We start from the raw sequence: 14,716 nt of genomic DNA on the forward strand, positions 1-14,716 counted from the left end.
ACTATGATTATTCCGTACAATAATAAAAAACCATCCATTGATGATACCGTTTTCGTGGCACCAGGTGCTCATTTAATCGGTGATATTTCGATTGGGAAAGACTCGACCATTTGGTTTAATTCGGTACTGCGCGGTGATGAAGATTCCATTACAATAGGAGAAAAATGCAGTATTCAAGATAACTCCACCATTCATTTATTTGAAGGATGCCCAGTTGTCATTGAAGATGAAGTGACGGTTGGTCACAATGTCATCCTGCATGGTTGTAAAATAGGCAAAAGATCCATTATTGGTATGGGTTCCACGATTTTGGATAATGTTGAGATCGGCGAAGAATGCATCGTCGGAGCGAACACATTGATTTCCTCTGGCAAAATCATACCTCCACGTTCTCTGGTTATTGGTTCCCCGGGGAAAGTGGTTCGCAGATTGAATGATAAAGATCTTGAATTGATCCAACTTTCTATTGATACATATGTTCAAAAAGGGAAAGACTTCAAAGGGATACTTGATTGAAGATTGCAAGGAATTTGAAAAGAGCTTCGGCTAGTCGTCAGACTGGCTGAAGCTCTTTTTCACTTAATGATAAGTGGATGATCCTTGGCATCATAGGCTTCATCTTTCCGGCATAAATCATTGTTTTCCTGAAATACGCTTTCAAAGAAACGGCTTGCTGGTTCAGCCAAGACTTGATAATACTGGCTAAATAAAAGAGCAGCATGATTCCCATTCCACTTTGAGGGCAGAAGTTCCTTTGGCAGGCCCGGATCGATAAATAAAAATTTACGGTATTCATGCACCAAGTTCGTTCGTTCCACAAAACAATCAGCATCGGACATTTCGCCCCTGCTAATAATGCTTTGATGAACGATGAATTGTTTGCTGTATTTCTCGATGAATTCTTCATATTTATTTTCAATCTCTTCTAAATGCCAGCTCTTCTCGACAAGCGATTGGTTTTCCTTTGGACCTTTGTACTCCGAAATGAAAAAATCAACATATTCATCTATGTGATATTTCTCGATTAAGCGATTGATTTGTTTCTCCAAATCATTAGGGGAAATCCAGCAACCACTTGAAAAACTGCCAAACCCGCTCCATAATAATTCTTTACGGAGATCATCCCGTAATTGCCGCTTATCTTCAGGGATCGTGTACATTAAGATACGCCATTTACCGTCCCATTCGTTCGGTTTCATCTTATATATGCGATTGGCCGCTTCATCCATTCTCTGTACACCGCGATCAGTCAAAAAATAATAGCTTTTATTTCCCTGCTTCTCTGACTGAATCCACCCTTGCTTGACCATTCGTGAAACGGCTACACGAACGCCCTGCTCATTATGGCCGAATTCCTTTAACAAACGGATTAAACTGCCTATCCAGATTTTACTTCCATAGTTACGGATATAATCGCCGTATATCGTAAAAATCATGGATTGTGTATTAGTACCTATCTTTCTCACCTCGTCCTAACATTGTTACTATTTTCATACGGAAGACATAATAATTATTATATCTTTTTAAAATGAAAGCGCAATATTATTTACCAGTAAATCGCGCTTTTCTCCGTTCACTAAATGCTAGGAGCGCTTCCGATCTATCTTGAGTCGGGATGGTCAACTCATAGGCTTTTCCTTCTATGGCCATTCCGGTTTGCAAGTCCGTATTCATTCCTTGGTCAATCGCATATTTGGCTTGTTTGACTGCAATCGGCCCGTTTTTCATGATATTGGCTGCCAATTCCTCACAAGCTGACATTAGTTGATCCCTTGACACGACCCTCAAAAGAATCCCTAATTGACATGCCTCTTCTGCAGTCAATTTTTTAGCGGTGAATATCAATTCCTTCGCTTTCATTTCCCCAATCAATCTCGGCAGCCGCTGTGTCCCGCCTGCCCCAGGAATAATGGCCCAGCTAGTTTCAGTGAGACCCAAGGAAACACCCTCGGCAGCAATGGCAAAGTCACATGAAAGCAGCCATTCAAATCCTCCCCCCAATGCATATCCATTGACGGCAGCTATGGTCGGCTGCGGAAGCCCTGCGATACTATTAAAAACATCACGAATCGCTTTAACGTTCCTTCTTACTTCCGCATCATTCAAAGACTTTCTTTCTTTCAAATCCGCTCCCGCGCTAAATGCTTTTTCCCCTGCACCGGTGAAAATGACGACACGGATATCGCCGTCAAAATAAACTCCATCGATGACTTCCTGCAGTTCACAAAGTGTCTCATAGTCGAAGCAATTCAATACGTCGGGCCGATTCACTGTTATATAGCCGATTTGATTTATCACTTCATAAATAACCTTGGACATGAGTCTCCTCCCCTTCTTTAAAAAATGGCCCTTTTGCAGATAAAACTCATTAGGGCCGGGCCCATCATCAATTTGTTTCCATATTTTCTACAATGGCTGATATGCCTTGGCCGACGCCTACACACATCGTCGCAAGACCATAGCGTACTTTCCGCTTTTTCATTTCGTGGACGAGTGTTGTTAAAATACGCGCCCCGCTTGCACCGAGGGGATGGCCAAACGCTATTGCCCCGCCGTTGACATTCACTTTCCCCTGATCCAATTTCAACTGTCGGATGCACTCCAAGGATTGGGAAGCGAATGCTTCATTCAATTCCACTAGCCCGATTTCATCAATCGTCAAACTTGCCCTCTTCAATGCCTTTTTAGTGGCATGAATCGGACCAAGGCCCATGATGGATGGCTCCAAGCCCGCTACCGCCCCTACAACATATTTGGCCAGAGGCTTCAATCCAAGCTCCCGTGCTTTTTCTGCACTCATCAAAAGTAATGCCGAGGCTCCATCATTTACACCTGAAGCATTACCGGCCGTTATGGTGCCGCCTTTAAAGATCGGTTTGAGTTTTTCCAGCTTTTCGATGGTCGTGTCAGGACGAGGGTGTTCATCCTTCACGATAATGACCTCATTCCCTTTACGATCCGTATATCGAACAGGTACGATTTCATTTATGAAACGCTCATTTTCCACTGCTTTTTTCGCTCTTTGCTGGCTTTGATACGCGAATTGATCTTGGTCCTCCCTTGAAACAGAAAAACGCAGGGCGACGTTTTCAGCCGTTTGAGGCATGGAATCCGCACCATACATTTCTTTAAGTTTCTCATTCGTGAAACGCCATCCGATCGTTGTATCCTGAAGCTCCATTGACCCCCGCGGAAATTCACTGTCAGGTTTGGCCATGACGTACGGCGCCCTTGTCATGCTTTCAGTACCGCCTGCGATATATATATCGCCTTCACCAACAGCAATGGAGCGTGCAGAATACATGACGGCATCCAGTCCGGATCCACATAAACGATTTATTGTCGTTCCAGCTACGTTTACAGGAAGTCCAGCTAAAAGGGCGGACATCCGGGCCACATCGCGATTATCTTCCCCAGCTTGATTTGCATTCCCGAAGATGACGTCCTCAATTTGATTTGGGGGGAGCTCTGGATTGCGATCGATCAGCGCCTTGATTACAATTGCACCGAGGTCATCCGGTCTAACGCTTTTCAATGCGCCTTTATATCTTCCGATTGGTGTTCTTACAGCATCGATGATCACAACATCCTTCATTTCCTCACCAGCTCTCCGTCTTTTGTATAATCGTACACACCTTTACCTGATTTACGGCCGAGCCTGCCAGCTTTAACATACTGTTCAAGGAGGGGAGCCGGTCGGTATTTCTCACCAAGCTTACTATGTAAGTATTTTAAATTATTCAAACGGGCATCCAGCCCCACCAAATCACCTAACTCAAATGGTCCCATTGGGTAATTCAGCCCTAACTTTATTGCCTTATCGATTTCCTCTGGTGTGCCTAAACCTTCTTGAAGCATAAAGAACGCTTCATTACCAACCAAACAGCTGATCCTGCTGGTAACAAACCCAGGGAATTCATTTATGACCACTGTTTCTTTTCCCATTTTTCCAGCTACCTCTTTTATTACGGCTGCCGTTTCATCGCTGGTTTCAAGCCCACGTACAATTTCTACGAGCGGCATCTTTTGTACAGGATTGAAAAAATGCATGGCAATCGTTTTTTCGGGACGCTTTCCATAAGAACCAATTTCCGTCGGGCTCATCGTGGACGTATTGGTTGCAAAATAACAGTCTTCTTTTGCATGGACTTCAATCGTTTCAAAAACTGCCCTCTTAATTTCCGCCTTTTCCGGAACTGCCTCTATGATTAAGTCAGCATATGCTGCTGATTCTTTCAAATTGGAAGAATAGGAAAATCTACTTTTTGCAGCTGCCGCTTCCTCCTGGGTGATTTTTTGGTAGCGCACACCCTTCTCAAATATGGAATCTATCTCGTTTTTTGCACTTTCCAAAGCATCCTGATTCACATCCACCAGTACTACATTAAAGCCTCCTGTTGCTCCTACATATGCTATTCCCCTGCCCATGACACCTGATCCGACAATCACTAGATTTCTAATCATTCGTTCATTCCTCCTTCAAAATAAATAGGGCTGGCTGCGGATGAATCAGATCAGCATTCATCCATACCTGAATTACTTTTCCGACATACCGTTCAGCCAGCCGCCTATTTTTTTGTTTTATTGAATTCCAAAGGGATTTAAGGGACGGCTTCCATGATAGGAAATGATGCTTTTCGTTTCTGTATAAAGATCAAGTGTTTCAATGCAAAGTTCCCGGCCGAATCCTGACTGTTTATACCCTCCGAAAGGTGTTCCTGGAAATGCGGAGAATGGGCAATTCACCATGACGATTCCCGCTTCTATTTGATTGGCCACCCTAGTCGCACGCCCGCCATCTTTTGTCCAGAGGGCTGAACCCAAACCGAACTCCGTATCATTCGCGAGCCTCACAGCTTCTTTTTCATCTTTGAATTTCATTATGACAACGACCGGCCCGAATATTTCCTCTTTCACTACATCCATTTCATGATTGACATTCGCTATGACCGTCGGCTCATACCAATAACCGTTTTCGAAACCTTCGATGACCGCTGGCTTTCCTCCTGTCAGGATCTTCGCTCCATCAGTAATGGCAGATTGTACATAATTGTCGATGACATCCAATTGCCCTTGATCTATGACTGCACCGACGTGTGTTTCTTTGTCGAGCGGATTGCCCAATTTTAATTTTTTCGTTTTTTCTACGAATCTGGCAACGAACTCATCATAGATGTCTTCGTGAACGTATAAACGGGATCTAGCTTCGCAAGACTGCCCAGTATTGTAGAAAATGCCATATAATGATCCATCGATAGCTGCTTCAAGGTCTGCATCTTCAAAAACAATATTAGGGGATTTACCGCCAAGCTCCAATGTAACCCTTTTTAATGTCTGTGAAGCCTTGCCCATAAGATCCCTGCCGATTGGCGTAGAACCCGTGAAGGCCACCTTATTCACTTTCGGATGCTCTACAAGGTAATTCCCTACGTCAGATCCTGGTCCTGGAATGATATTGACCACACCCGAGGGAACACCAGCTTCTAAACAGATTTCCCCTAATACAATGGCTGTCAGCGGCGTTAACGAAGCTGGCTTAACAATAACTGAACAGCCAACTGCGATTGCAGGTGCAATTTTCCACGCTGCCATCATCATAGGATAATTCCAAGGGATGATTTGAGCACAAACACCTACTGGCTCTTTTTCCGTATAGTTATGGAATTGACCAGGAACATTATTGACCGATCCGCGGTGTGCAACTAAAGCGCCTGCATAAAACTCGAAATCTTCAATTGCCTGCATGACTTGACCTTGTGCTGCAGAAATGGATTTGCCGCTGTTCAGAACCTCCAATTCTACCAATTCATTAAAGCGTGAACGCATGATCGCTGCAATTTTGTTCAAAACACGAGAACGTTTATTGATCGGGGTCCGCTTCCATTTCCCGTTATCAAATGCTTCACGTGCAGCTTGAACAGCTTTTTCTGCATCTTCCTTGGTCGCCTTTGCAACCTTGGCAATGATTTCACCAGTTGCAGGATTATACGCATCAATCGTGGAACCATCCGAGCTTTCCACTCTTTCTCCATTAATGATCAGATGATAATAATCACGCTTCATTTCCGCTTTTTCAAATGCCGCCTCTTGTACTCTAACCATGTGATCCCACTCCCTCTTCTATATTACTTGCCTATGAATTGAGCTTTCCTTTTTTCAGTGAATGCTGCCACACCTTCTGCATAATCCTTCGTTAAGCCAGCAATTCGCTGACCCTCCGCTTCTTCTTTTAAGTATTCTTCTAATGTAAGGTGATAAGACGCCTCTAAGTAACGTTTGATTAACCCGATTGCTTTCGTTGGTTTGTTTGCGATATTCTCTGCAAAGGCTTTCAATTGTTCGTTCCATTCATCCACACCGATCACTTTTGTAGCGAGCCCGATATTTTTCGCCTCGCTAGCCGTAACCTTTTCCCCCAATAAAGATAATTCCAAGGCTTTCGCATGACCAACGATCCGCGAAAGGTAATACAGATTACCTGAATCAGGTATCAACCCGATATTGACAAAGGCGTTTAAAAAACTGGCTTTTTCTGAAACAAGCCGAAAATCGCATGCCAGCGCCAGGCTGAAGCCAGCACCTGCAGCCACTCCATTGACTGCTGCAATGATCGTTTTTTCACAGTTTGCTATTTGCTGCACCATCGGACCGTAGTCATCAAGCAGCTTCTGGCCTAAATTCATACCCTCATCTACATCCGATAAATCCTGCCCCGAACAAAAGGCCCTGCCTTCCCCAGTAATGATAATGGCCCGCACTTCATCTGCCCCCGCGGATATTTTTATCGCTTTCTGTATTTCCTTATTCATTTGGGACGTAAAGGCATTTAGTTTTTCAGGACGGTTCAAAGTAAGCCATGCCACTCCATTTTCAACCCTATATTTGATGGTTTCGTACATAGAGCACCCCTTATCCGCCTGTAAAATCCGGCTCTCTTTTTTCTACAAATGCTTTCATTCCTTCTTTTTGGTCCTCGGACGCAAAAAGAATATAGAAGTTCTTCCGTTCAAATTGCATGCCCTCATATAAGGGGTAATCAACGGCTTTATTGACGGATTCTTTAATCAGCCTTACAGCTAATGGGGGCTGTTTTGCTATCTTTCTGGCAAAATCAACCGTTTCTTCCATTAACAATTCAGGTGCCACGATCTTATTAATGAAACCATATTGCAGAGCTGTCCTTGCCTTTATCCTTTCAGCCGTCAACATCCATTCAAGTGCCTTCGTCTTGCCTACCAATTTCGTCAACCTTTGGGTTCCTCCTGCACCAGGCATGACCCCTAGTGTCACTTCCGGAAAGGAAAACTGGGTATCACTGGCGGCAATCAGGAAATCGCAGGATAATGCAAGTTCAAAACCACCGCCGAATACAAAACTTTTCACCGCACCGATCACAGGCTTCTTGACTAGGCTTATTCGGTCCCAATCGGCAAATTGGTTCCTTAACTCCAAACTGATTGGAGTGTCGTTGACCATCTCGTCAATATCAGCTCCAGCGGAAAATGCTTTTCCATTGCCCGATAGCAAAATCACCTTCACCTGTGGGTCCCGGTCGAATTCTTCCATGGATGAAACAATCTCCCTGACCATTTTCCTGTTAAGGGCATTCAGTTGCTTCGGCCGATTTAAGGAGATATAACCAATGCCCTCCGCGATTGATGTTTCAATGAATTGAAGCGCATTCATTTTATTTCTTCGCCGATCATCATCGTTACAAGTTTCCCGGCAAAGCCCATTAAGTCCTTCCCTGATGCTTTTCCTTCCGGCGAACGCATTCCTTGCTGCAGTGCATCGTGGTCTTCATAATACATTTCACAAAGAATGTAATACTCGGAGTCTTTGCCCATTGGGGTCCCTACAATTTTAGTGACCTCCATTTTTTGAAGACCTGGAATTTTTTCCGTTATCGGACCATGTACATTGAAATAGTGCTCGTCGAACTCTTCCTTGTTTTCAGGTTGTTTGTATAGGGCGATTAACTTTACCATTTTATAGAACCTCCATTGTATTAAATTATTTTTATCATCGGTTTCATCGCTTCGAACGGATTTTTGCATGATTTACAATATAAAATGCTGCGGCAGGCAGTTGGACCGAAGATATTTTCCATCGTGACATATGTCGATTCACAATATGGGCAATCCACATGCCATGATCCATCACTTTTCATTTGACGAGGAGGAGGGGAGATTCCGAAAACCTTCAATCCAGCTTTCCCTTTTTCAGTAATTCGATCGGATGTCCACGAAGGGGAACGTAAAAATTCCACATTTACATTTCTTACGGCAGCAAGCTGTCGAAGGGCTGTTTCCACATTTTTTTGGATGATCGACAATGCCGGGCACCCAAGAAAAGTTGGCAGCATTTTTACCGAGACATCCTGGCCCGAAACCGTCACGTCTTCAACCATCCCTAAATCCAGAATACTTACCGTATCGATTTCGGGATCTTTAACGTCTTCCAGGAGCTTATATATTTCTTCTGTGTTTAACTGTACGGTCGCCATGGTACCCCTCCCCTTTCTATTGATTCACCATGAAGCTGCTTTATCGCTTGCGTATACTTCGCTTAGCGTTTCTAGCGCTTTTTCCAAATCTTCCGTATGCTGGCCATTACGGCCATCACCTCTTGCCATCCCTATTTGCATCGTTGTTTCCAAGCCGACACTTTCATAAATTGGTGTGATGGCCTCGATCCATTTTTTCTGTAAGACAGCTTCGCCCTCTATCAAGCCGAGCTCAACCATTTCCTCTCCATATTGTCCAAGAGAAAATACGCCAGCAAAATCGGGCATTGTTTTCCCAATCGCCGCTTTCATTCTCGAAACCGCTTCCAAGTGACCAGATCCCAGCAATTGGACGAACCATGTTTTCCAGTGCATCAAATGATAGTAAAGTTCCATCTGTACTTTTTGGGCCACTTCAGCAAGCGGTTCATATGAACATGAATGAAGGGATTGAACCTTAATCGCTTTGGCTTGGGTATAAAAATAATTCCGCACTACCGCAAACGCCCAATCATAATCCGGGTCTTTCATATAGTAACCAGGTCCATTGACCAATTCGAGAATGATCGCATTGCGCCGTTCCTTGGCGGGACGGTCGTGAGCCAGCTTATCAGCATCCCCTTCACCGAGTTCTTCAAGTAATTTATAATATATGGCTGCATGCCCCATCGTGTCTTGAGATATCGAGGCGGATGCAACATCTTCTTCGATATGCGGTGCGAGCCCCAACCATTCTGCACCACGGTATGAATGGATGAAGTCATCGTCAGCCAGTTGAAGAAGCAATTCCTTGATTGCGATGTTCTTCAATGATTCATTCTTCATTTTTCACACCTCCAGCCCAAGACATTATCTCTTTTTCATCGAGCATTCCCTGCTCATACTTCCGCCATTTTTTCTTTAAATAACCGTACCCTTTTGTGGTCCTATAGTCTTTATTATCAATACGCTGAAGCGTTTTCTTTTCCTCATTCGTCATTTTCCGTATATTCTGTCTTTTGACGACCCAGATATCATCAACCACTTCACGTCTCATGAAGTTTTCTTGCGCCATCATGATGGCAATATCCTCATTTGGGGCCAGCAGGCTGAAGTGGTATTGAACGGGTGATGATTGCGTTTTACGGCTGAATACTTCAAATTCTTCAAAGTAATTTCCTTGTCTAGCTTCCATATCGTCCTTTCCCCCTCCCTTAGATGACCTTTGGCGCCAATGCCTCACGCACCCATTTATTATTTTCATAAGAAATTCTTCGAAGACTTAAGCGATCCTGCGAACGGGGACCTTCATTCCTTGCGAATACCTTCAATTTCCCCCAATCCGGTTGTTGGTAAATCCAGGTTTCAGATGCTTTGTCAAACCTAAGCGTTTCATCGGGAACACTGAAGCCAAGTGAAAGGATCCGCTTCACATATTTAGAAAAAAAGGCTTGTCGAAGTTCTTCATTCGTACTGGTTCTGATTCTGTACTTAATCGTTATATCCTGTTTGGATGTGCCCACTTCATTCTTACTGGGAGGTCCAAAGAAAAGTAATAAAGATTCCCACCAATAATTGATGGAGTCTTGAACCAATTTCCTTTGTTCAACCGTCCCTTCAGCCAAAGCCATGATTATCGCTTCACCATGCTGGGCGTGAAAAACTTCTTCCGCGCAAATCCTTTGTAATGCCCGGGCATAAGGTCCGTACGAGGCGCCAAGCATGTTCGTCTGGGAAATGATGGCTGCACCATCAACCAGCCAGCCAATCAATCCAGCATCGCCCCAGGATTTGGCTTCCATATGGAAAACATTATGAAACTTTAAATCTCCTTTAAATAAATCTTGCATTAGGTCATCCCGTTTTTTACTGTACGGCTTTAGCAAATCCTCGGCGACTCGAAGCAATAATTGTCCATGTCCCATTTCATCCTGCACCTTTGCCATGATTCCAAGTTTTCTGTTTAAGGTCGGAGCTTTAGGTACCCATTCCTTTTCTGGAAGCGCCCCCATGATTTCACTGATTCCATGCATCGATATTAACTTGATTAACGTTCCCCGGTATTCTTCCGGCATCCAATCATCCGCTTCTATCTTTTCTCCTGCTTCGATTCTGGCAATGAATTGATTTAGCTTTTCTTCTCCTGCCATATCATTTAAAAGAACGTTCATTGAAATCACCTCTTTTTATAATATAACGTTTATATAACGTTATTATATTTTATCGTTATACCTAATGCAAGACTATTCTGTCTTTTTTCTGAATTAAAGGAAATTATAGGGGAATTCACGAATCTTTTAATCCACTAAAACTTTAAAGGGCGAAGTTTCCACTTTAATTGAATCTGTCGGACAGCCCTCCGCTGCATCGTCCAGATCATCAAATAAATCTTCCGCGACCCCTGCTGTTCCTTCATTTTCATCCAGGATGACGTAGGCCACTCCCTCATCATTGTAATTAAAGATTTCCGGTGCAGCAGCTCCGCATGCACCGCATGCGATGCAAGTTTCTTGATCCACCACTGTATACTTAACCAAGATTCCCTCCTCCTTCTTTATTTCTTGATTGGCTCCATCTTCTCTTCCTTTAACGGATTACCCCGCTTTATGTATCGCGTTTTCTTGTTTGGTTCCTCCAGCTTCACGTATCGCAATCGGCACAAAAGCAGGCAAATACTGAAGATTAGAATCGTACTGTTTCAACGCTATGTTCCATGGGACGGATTTATAAACGAATGACTTCATCCTTCCGCTTATCAACGACACGAATGGCTTTTCCTTCTGAACGGGGAATGCTTTTTGGAATGTTGACAACGACATCCATCGTTACAAGACAGGCAGATTTCAAATGATGCTGGATCGTTTTTCTTAATATATCTACATTGCCATGCGTTAAGTCTTCTTCAATCTCCCTGTAGAAACCGCTTTCAATTTCAATATGCAGTTCAACACCGTCCATTTTTCCCTTCTTAACGAGATGAATCTGATAATGAGGCACAATTCCCTCCATTTGGAATAATACACGCTCAATTTCAGAAGGAAATACATTCACTCCCCTGACTATGATCATATCATCCGTTCTGCCCTTGACACGGGACATTCTAGTTGTCGTACGCCCGCATTTACACGGTTCATGGGTAATTGAGGCGATATCGCCTGTACGGTAACGAATGATTGGCAGCGCTTCCTTTGTAAGGCTGGTAAAGACAAGTTCCCCATCTTTGCCGTCCTCAACTGGTTCGAGCGTGTCCGGGTTAATCACCTCGACTAGAAAATGGTCTTCTGCGATATGCAGTCCATCCTGTGCTTCATGGCATTCTATCGCAACTCCGGGCCCCATTATTTCGCTTAGTCCGTAAATATCAATGGCTTTCAAATTCAGTTTCCTCTCAAGAGTTGCCCTCATTGCCTCTGACCATGGCTCAGCCCCGAATATCCCATACTCAAGACCATTATCAGCAGGATCAATTCCCATCTCTTCCATCTTTTCAGCAATATTCAAAATATAAGTAGGGGTTCCACAAATGCCGCGCGGTTTAAAATCATTGATGATCGTAATCTGCCGGTCGGTATTCCCCCCTGAAATGGGTACTGTCGCAACTCCTAGCTTTTCTGCCCCGCAATGCAAGCCCAGGCCCCCTGTAAACAGCCCATATCCATATGCGTTATGGAATATATCTGACTTGCGTCCTCCTGCAGCTACAATTCCACGTGCGACGATTGTTGCCCAGTTTTCCAAATCATTTTTCGTATACCCTACAATTGTAGGCTTTCCGCTCGTTCCCGACGAACCATGAATGCGTGTTACATCCTCCATCGGAACGGCGAATAAACCGAATGGATACTGATCACGAAGAGTCTGTTTTTTTGTAAACGGAAGCCTCATCACATCGTTTAGAGTTTGAATATCTTCCGGTTCCAGGCCCATCTCTTTAAATTTTTCTCTGTAATAAGGTACATTCTCATATACATGGCTAATCGTTTTTTTAAGGCGTGCCATTTGCAAACTTTCCATTTCAGCACGCGAAGCCGTTTCCACTTCCGGATTGTACATTGTTTCAGTCCCCCTCAATTTTACTATTGTCCCATCTAACATACATAACGGTAATAAAACGGAGATTAAATTATTGTTATGATTCAATTTAAGATTAATACGTCATTTCTAGGTTGTCAATAAAGTTTTTTATAATTCTACAAAAAATGACAGAATAAACAAAAAAATAACTTTTTTTTAATTTACTAAATATTCTGACTATGTTAACTTAGTATTAATGTATCACTTTTCCAACGGACGTTCCAAAAATGTACTATAACAAAAAAGGGGGATTATTATGGAATCACCAGTTAAAACAGGACATAAACCAGGAGGTCATGACAGCGGAAACAAGTATCGTCAATTAATTGAAACGGAGGAATTCAAGGAACTAATCCAAAAGAAAAAAGCTTTCATCGTACCTGTCACTCTCTTCTTTCTTGCTTTTTATTTTGTCCTGCCAATTTTAGCTGCTTATAGCGAAGTATTGAAAGGCGAAGCCTTCTTCCATATTACTTGGGCTTGGGTGTACGCACTCCTCCAATTTGCCGTCGTATGGGTAGGGGGAATCGTCTATATAAAAAAATCATCCAAGTACGACAAGTTGGCTAAAAATATCTTGAATAAATATGAGAAGGAGCTGGGCTAATGAGCATTTTTTCCCTCATGCTTTTTTTGGGCATCATTCTGTTAACGCTTACAATAACCTATTACTCTTCCAAGAAAACGAAAAATGCCAGTGATTTTTATACTGCCGGCGGCGGATTGACAGCATGGCAAAACGGACTGGCAGTAGCAGGTGACTTTATGTCGGCCGCTTCTTTCCTGGGAATTACAGGTGCAATCGCACTGATTGGTTTCGATGGCTTTTACATGAGCATCGGGAACCTTGTTGCCTTTCTTGTCTTATTGTATCTTGTGTCGGAACCACTTCGCAATCTAGGTAAGTTTACGCTGGCAGACATGATTTCAGCACGATTCAAATCAAAAAAAGTCCGAGGGATTGCTGCGGCTAACACACTTGTCATTTCAATTTTTTACATGATTGCACAACTTGTCGGTGCAGGAGGTTTGATTAAACTGCTGCTCGGCATCGATTATTGGCTATCCGTTTTGCTTGTCGGTGTACTGATGACGATTTATGTAATTTTCGGCGGGATGACAGCGACCAGCTGGGTGCAGATCACCAAAGCGGTTCTCTTACTAGGCGGTTCTGCTGTGTTGACGTTCATCGTATTTTCGCGTTTTAATTTCAACATTTCAGAGATGTTCCACCATGTCCAAACTGCAACACCGCTTGGAAAAGAATTTTTGAATCCAGGAAATAAATACACCGATGGACTCGACATGATTTCATTTAATATGTCGCTTGTCCTTGGGGCAGCCGGCCTTCCGCATTTACTCGTCCGCTTCTTTACAGTAAAGGACGCAGCTACTGCAAGGAAGTCCGTCGTATATTCCACATGGTTTATAGGGATATTTTTCATCATGACGATTTTCCTTGGTTTCGGCGCTGCATCTTTCGTCGGGTTTGATCGGATCGTCGAAGCAAACCCAGCTGGAAACATGGCCGCACCCCTTCTTGCATTAACCATGGGCGGTGAATTTTTATTCGCATTCGTTTCTGCTGTAGCATTTGCCACGATTTTAGCGGTTGTATCCGGTCTTGTTTTAACGTCGGCATCCGCTTTTGCACATGATATATACGGTGAAATCATCAAGGATGGAAATATTACGGAAAAACAGCAAGTACTCGTTGCCCGATTGGCTTCTGTCGGCGTAGCGGTCATTTCGATTCTACTTGCTTTATTTGCACAATCAATGAATGTCGCTTTTCTTTCAGTCCTCGCGCTTGGGATTGCTGCCAGTGCCAATTTACCGATCATCCTTTGCACAATATATTGGAAACGCTTCAACGCAACCGGAGCGATTACAGGAATGTCATTCGGGTTACTCAGCTCCATCATACTGGTCATGCTCAGTCCTAATGTATGGAATCCGGAACCTGGAATGGGCATTTTCACAGGCGATCCCCTCTTCACGATGAGCAACCCGACCATTTTCACCGTGCCACTTGGCTTTATTGGAGCCTATTTAGGTACAATACTGTCAAAAGCAAAAGATGACGAAAACAATTTTGCTGAAGTTCTGTTCAAATCCAACACCGGATATGGGATAAGTACAGCAAAAGACCATTAA

Annotated in this window: 18 protein-coding genes; 3 read left to right on the forward strand and 15 right to left on the reverse strand. The window is 43.5% G+C overall.

Features of this window, described 5'->3' with window-relative positions:
* Positions 1–3: 3 nt before the first annotated feature.
* Positions 4–516 (forward strand): gamma carbonic anhydrase family protein, encoded by a 513-nt coding sequence (locus tag MPH60_RS17140; RefSeq protein WP_241593642.1) that lies wholly within the window; start codon positions 4–6, stop codon positions 514–516.
* A 59-nt stretch (positions 517–575) separates the two neighbouring features.
* On the opposite strand, the gene paaX is transcribed toward MPH60_RS17140, so the two are convergent.
* The 15 genes from paaX to MPH60_RS17215 form a co-directional block, all read right to left on the reverse strand.
* The gene (paaX, locus tag MPH60_RS17145) at positions 576–1,457 is read right to left on the reverse strand and encodes a phenylacetic acid degradation operon negative regulatory protein PaaX (RefSeq protein ID WP_241593667.1); all 882 of its coding nucleotides are present in this window, start codon (positions 1,455–1,457) and stop codon (positions 576–578) included.
* 85 nt (positions 1,458–1,542) lie between these two features.
* Positions 1,543–2,319 (reverse strand): enoyl-CoA hydratase-related protein, encoded by a 777-nt coding sequence (locus MPH60_RS17150; protein ID WP_241593641.1) that lies wholly within the window; start codon positions 2,317–2,319, stop codon positions 1,543–1,545.
* Positions 2,320–2,386: 67 nt separating this feature from the next.
* Entirely contained in the window at positions 2,387–3,595 is a 1,209-nt protein-coding gene (locus MPH60_RS17155) for an acetyl-CoA C-acyltransferase (protein WP_241593640.1), read from the reverse strand.
* On the reverse strand, positions 3,592–4,464 hold the full coding sequence (locus MPH60_RS17160) for a 3-hydroxyacyl-CoA dehydrogenase (RefSeq protein ID WP_241593639.1): 873 nt from the start codon (positions 4,462–4,464) through the stop codon (positions 3,592–3,594). The genes MPH60_RS17155 and MPH60_RS17160 overlap by 4 nt, the downstream gene beginning before the upstream one ends.
* Positions 4,465–4,581: 117 nt before the next feature.
* Positions 4,582–6,102, reverse strand: a complete 1,521-nt coding sequence (locus MPH60_RS17165; RefSeq protein ID WP_241593638.1) for an aldehyde dehydrogenase family protein — start codon at positions 6,100–6,102, stop codon at positions 4,582–4,584.
* 23 nt (positions 6,103–6,125) lie between these two features.
* Positions 6,126–6,899, reverse strand: coding sequence for an enoyl-CoA hydratase-related protein (locus MPH60_RS17170; protein ID WP_241593637.1), 774 nt, complete (start codon positions 6,897–6,899; stop codon positions 6,126–6,128).
* A 10-nt stretch (positions 6,900–6,909) separates the two neighbouring features.
* Positions 6,910–7,686, reverse strand: a complete 777-nt coding sequence (locus MPH60_RS17175) for an enoyl-CoA hydratase/isomerase family protein (protein WP_241593636.1) — start codon at positions 7,684–7,686, stop codon at positions 6,910–6,912.
* A complete protein-coding gene (locus tag MPH60_RS17180) occupies positions 7,683–7,988 on the reverse strand; it encodes an EthD family reductase (RefSeq protein ID WP_034314904.1) in 306 nt (101 codons plus the stop codon). The genes MPH60_RS17175 and MPH60_RS17180 overlap by 4 nt, the downstream gene beginning before the upstream one ends.
* A gap of 20 nt (positions 7,989–8,008) precedes the next feature.
* Entirely contained in the window at positions 8,009–8,506 is a 498-nt protein-coding gene (paaD, locus tag MPH60_RS17185; protein WP_241593635.1) for a 1,2-phenylacetyl-CoA epoxidase subunit PaaD, read from the reverse strand.
* A gap of 24 nt (positions 8,507–8,530) precedes the next feature.
* Positions 8,531–9,331, reverse strand: coding sequence for a 1,2-phenylacetyl-CoA epoxidase subunit PaaC (paaC, locus tag MPH60_RS17190; protein WP_241593634.1), 801 nt, complete (start codon positions 9,329–9,331; stop codon positions 8,531–8,533).
* Entirely contained in the window at positions 9,321–9,680 is a 360-nt protein-coding gene (gene paaB, locus MPH60_RS17195) for a 1,2-phenylacetyl-CoA epoxidase subunit PaaB (protein ID WP_241593633.1), read from the reverse strand. The genes paaC and paaB overlap by 11 nt, the downstream gene beginning before the upstream one ends.
* A gap of 19 nt (positions 9,681–9,699) precedes the next feature.
* Positions 9,700–10,656, reverse strand: a complete 957-nt coding sequence (paaA, locus tag MPH60_RS17200; RefSeq protein ID WP_241593632.1) for a 1,2-phenylacetyl-CoA epoxidase subunit PaaA — start codon at positions 10,654–10,656, stop codon at positions 9,700–9,702.
* Between the two features lie 126 nt (positions 10,657–10,782).
* Positions 10,783–11,022, reverse strand: a complete 240-nt coding sequence (locus tag MPH60_RS17205) for a ferredoxin (protein ID WP_241593631.1) — start codon at positions 11,020–11,022, stop codon at positions 10,783–10,785.
* A gap of 57 nt (positions 11,023–11,079) precedes the next feature.
* Positions 11,080–11,229, reverse strand: coding sequence for a hypothetical protein (locus tag MPH60_RS17210; protein ID WP_241593630.1), 150 nt, complete (start codon positions 11,227–11,229; stop codon positions 11,080–11,082).
* Positions 11,210–12,538, reverse strand: a complete 1,329-nt coding sequence (locus MPH60_RS17215; protein WP_241593629.1) for a phenylacetate--CoA ligase family protein — start codon at positions 12,536–12,538, stop codon at positions 11,210–11,212. Before MPH60_RS17215 ends, MPH60_RS17210 begins: the two co-directional genes overlap by 20 nt.
* A gap of 277 nt (positions 12,539–12,815) precedes the next feature.
* Between MPH60_RS17215 and MPH60_RS17220 the strand changes: the two genes are divergently transcribed.
* Together MPH60_RS17220 and MPH60_RS17225 are read left to right on the forward strand one after the other, a co-directional pair.
* Positions 12,816–13,166, forward strand: coding sequence for a DUF485 domain-containing protein (locus MPH60_RS17220; protein WP_241593628.1), 351 nt, complete (start codon positions 12,816–12,818; stop codon positions 13,164–13,166).
* Positions 13,166–14,716: a solute symporter family protein gene (locus MPH60_RS17225; RefSeq protein ID WP_241593627.1), complete on the forward strand. Its 1,551-nt coding sequence runs from the start codon at positions 13,166–13,168 to the stop codon at positions 14,714–14,716. The genes MPH60_RS17220 and MPH60_RS17225 overlap by 1 nt, the downstream gene beginning before the upstream one ends.

It is taken from the genome of Peribacillus sp. Aquil_B1 (assembly GCF_022603275.1).
Lineage (GTDB): Bacteria > Bacillota > Bacilli > Bacillales > DSM-1321 > Peribacillus.

What these genes read in the sequence shown, in the direction of transcription:
- MPH60_RS17140 (WP_241593642.1), top strand. Translation starts at nt 4, where the DNA reads ATGATTATTCCGTACAATAATAAAAAACCATCCATTGATGATACCGTT.
- MPH60_RS17150 (WP_241593641.1), bottom strand. Translation starts at nt 2,319, where the DNA reads ATGTCCAAGGTTATTTATGAAGTGATAAATCAAATCGGCTATATAACA.
- MPH60_RS17155 (WP_241593640.1), bottom strand. Translation starts at nt 3,595, where the DNA reads ATGAAGGATGTTGTGATCATCGATGCTGTAAGAACACCAATCGGAAGA.
- MPH60_RS17160 (WP_241593639.1), bottom strand. Translation starts at nt 4,464, where the DNA reads ATGATTAGAAATCTAGTGATTGTCGGATCAGGTGTCATGGGCAGGGGA.
- MPH60_RS17165 (WP_241593638.1), bottom strand. Translation starts at nt 6,102, where the DNA reads ATGGTTAGAGTACAAGAGGCGGCATTTGAAAAAGCGGAAATGAAGCGT.
- MPH60_RS17170 (WP_241593637.1), bottom strand. Translation starts at nt 6,899, where the DNA reads ATGTACGAAACCATCAAATATAGGGTTGAAAATGGAGTGGCATGGCTT.
- MPH60_RS17175 (WP_241593636.1), bottom strand. Translation starts at nt 7,686, where the DNA reads ATGAATGCGCTTCAATTCATTGAAACATCAATCGCGGAGGGCATTGGT.
- MPH60_RS17180 (WP_034314904.1), bottom strand. Translation starts at nt 7,988, where the DNA reads ATGGTAAAGTTAATCGCCCTATACAAACAACCTGAAAACAAGGAAGAG.
- paaD (WP_241593635.1), bottom strand. Translation starts at nt 8,506, where the DNA reads ATGGCGACCGTACAGTTAAACACAGAAGAAATATATAAGCTCCTGGAA.
- paaC (WP_241593634.1), bottom strand. Translation starts at nt 9,331, where the DNA reads ATGAAGAATGAATCATTGAAGAACATCGCAATCAAGGAATTGCTTCTT.
- paaB (WP_241593633.1), bottom strand. Translation starts at nt 9,680, where the DNA reads ATGGAAGCTAGACAAGGAAATTACTTTGAAGAATTTGAAGTATTCAGC.
- paaA (WP_241593632.1), bottom strand. Translation starts at nt 10,656, where the DNA reads ATGAACGTTCTTTTAAATGATATGGCAGGAGAAGAAAAGCTAAATCAA.
- MPH60_RS17210 (WP_241593630.1), bottom strand. Translation starts at nt 11,229, where the DNA reads ATGAAGTCATTCGTTTATAAATCCGTCCCATGGAACATAGCGTTGAAA.
- MPH60_RS17215 (WP_241593629.1), bottom strand. Translation starts at nt 12,538, where the DNA reads ATGTACAATCCGGAAGTGGAAACGGCTTCGCGTGCTGAAATGGAAAGT.
- MPH60_RS17220 (WP_241593628.1), top strand. Translation starts at nt 12,816, where the DNA reads ATGGAATCACCAGTTAAAACAGGACATAAACCAGGAGGTCATGACAGC.
- MPH60_RS17225 (WP_241593627.1), top strand. Translation starts at nt 13,166, where the DNA reads ATGAGCATTTTTTCCCTCATGCTTTTTTTGGGCATCATTCTGTTAACG.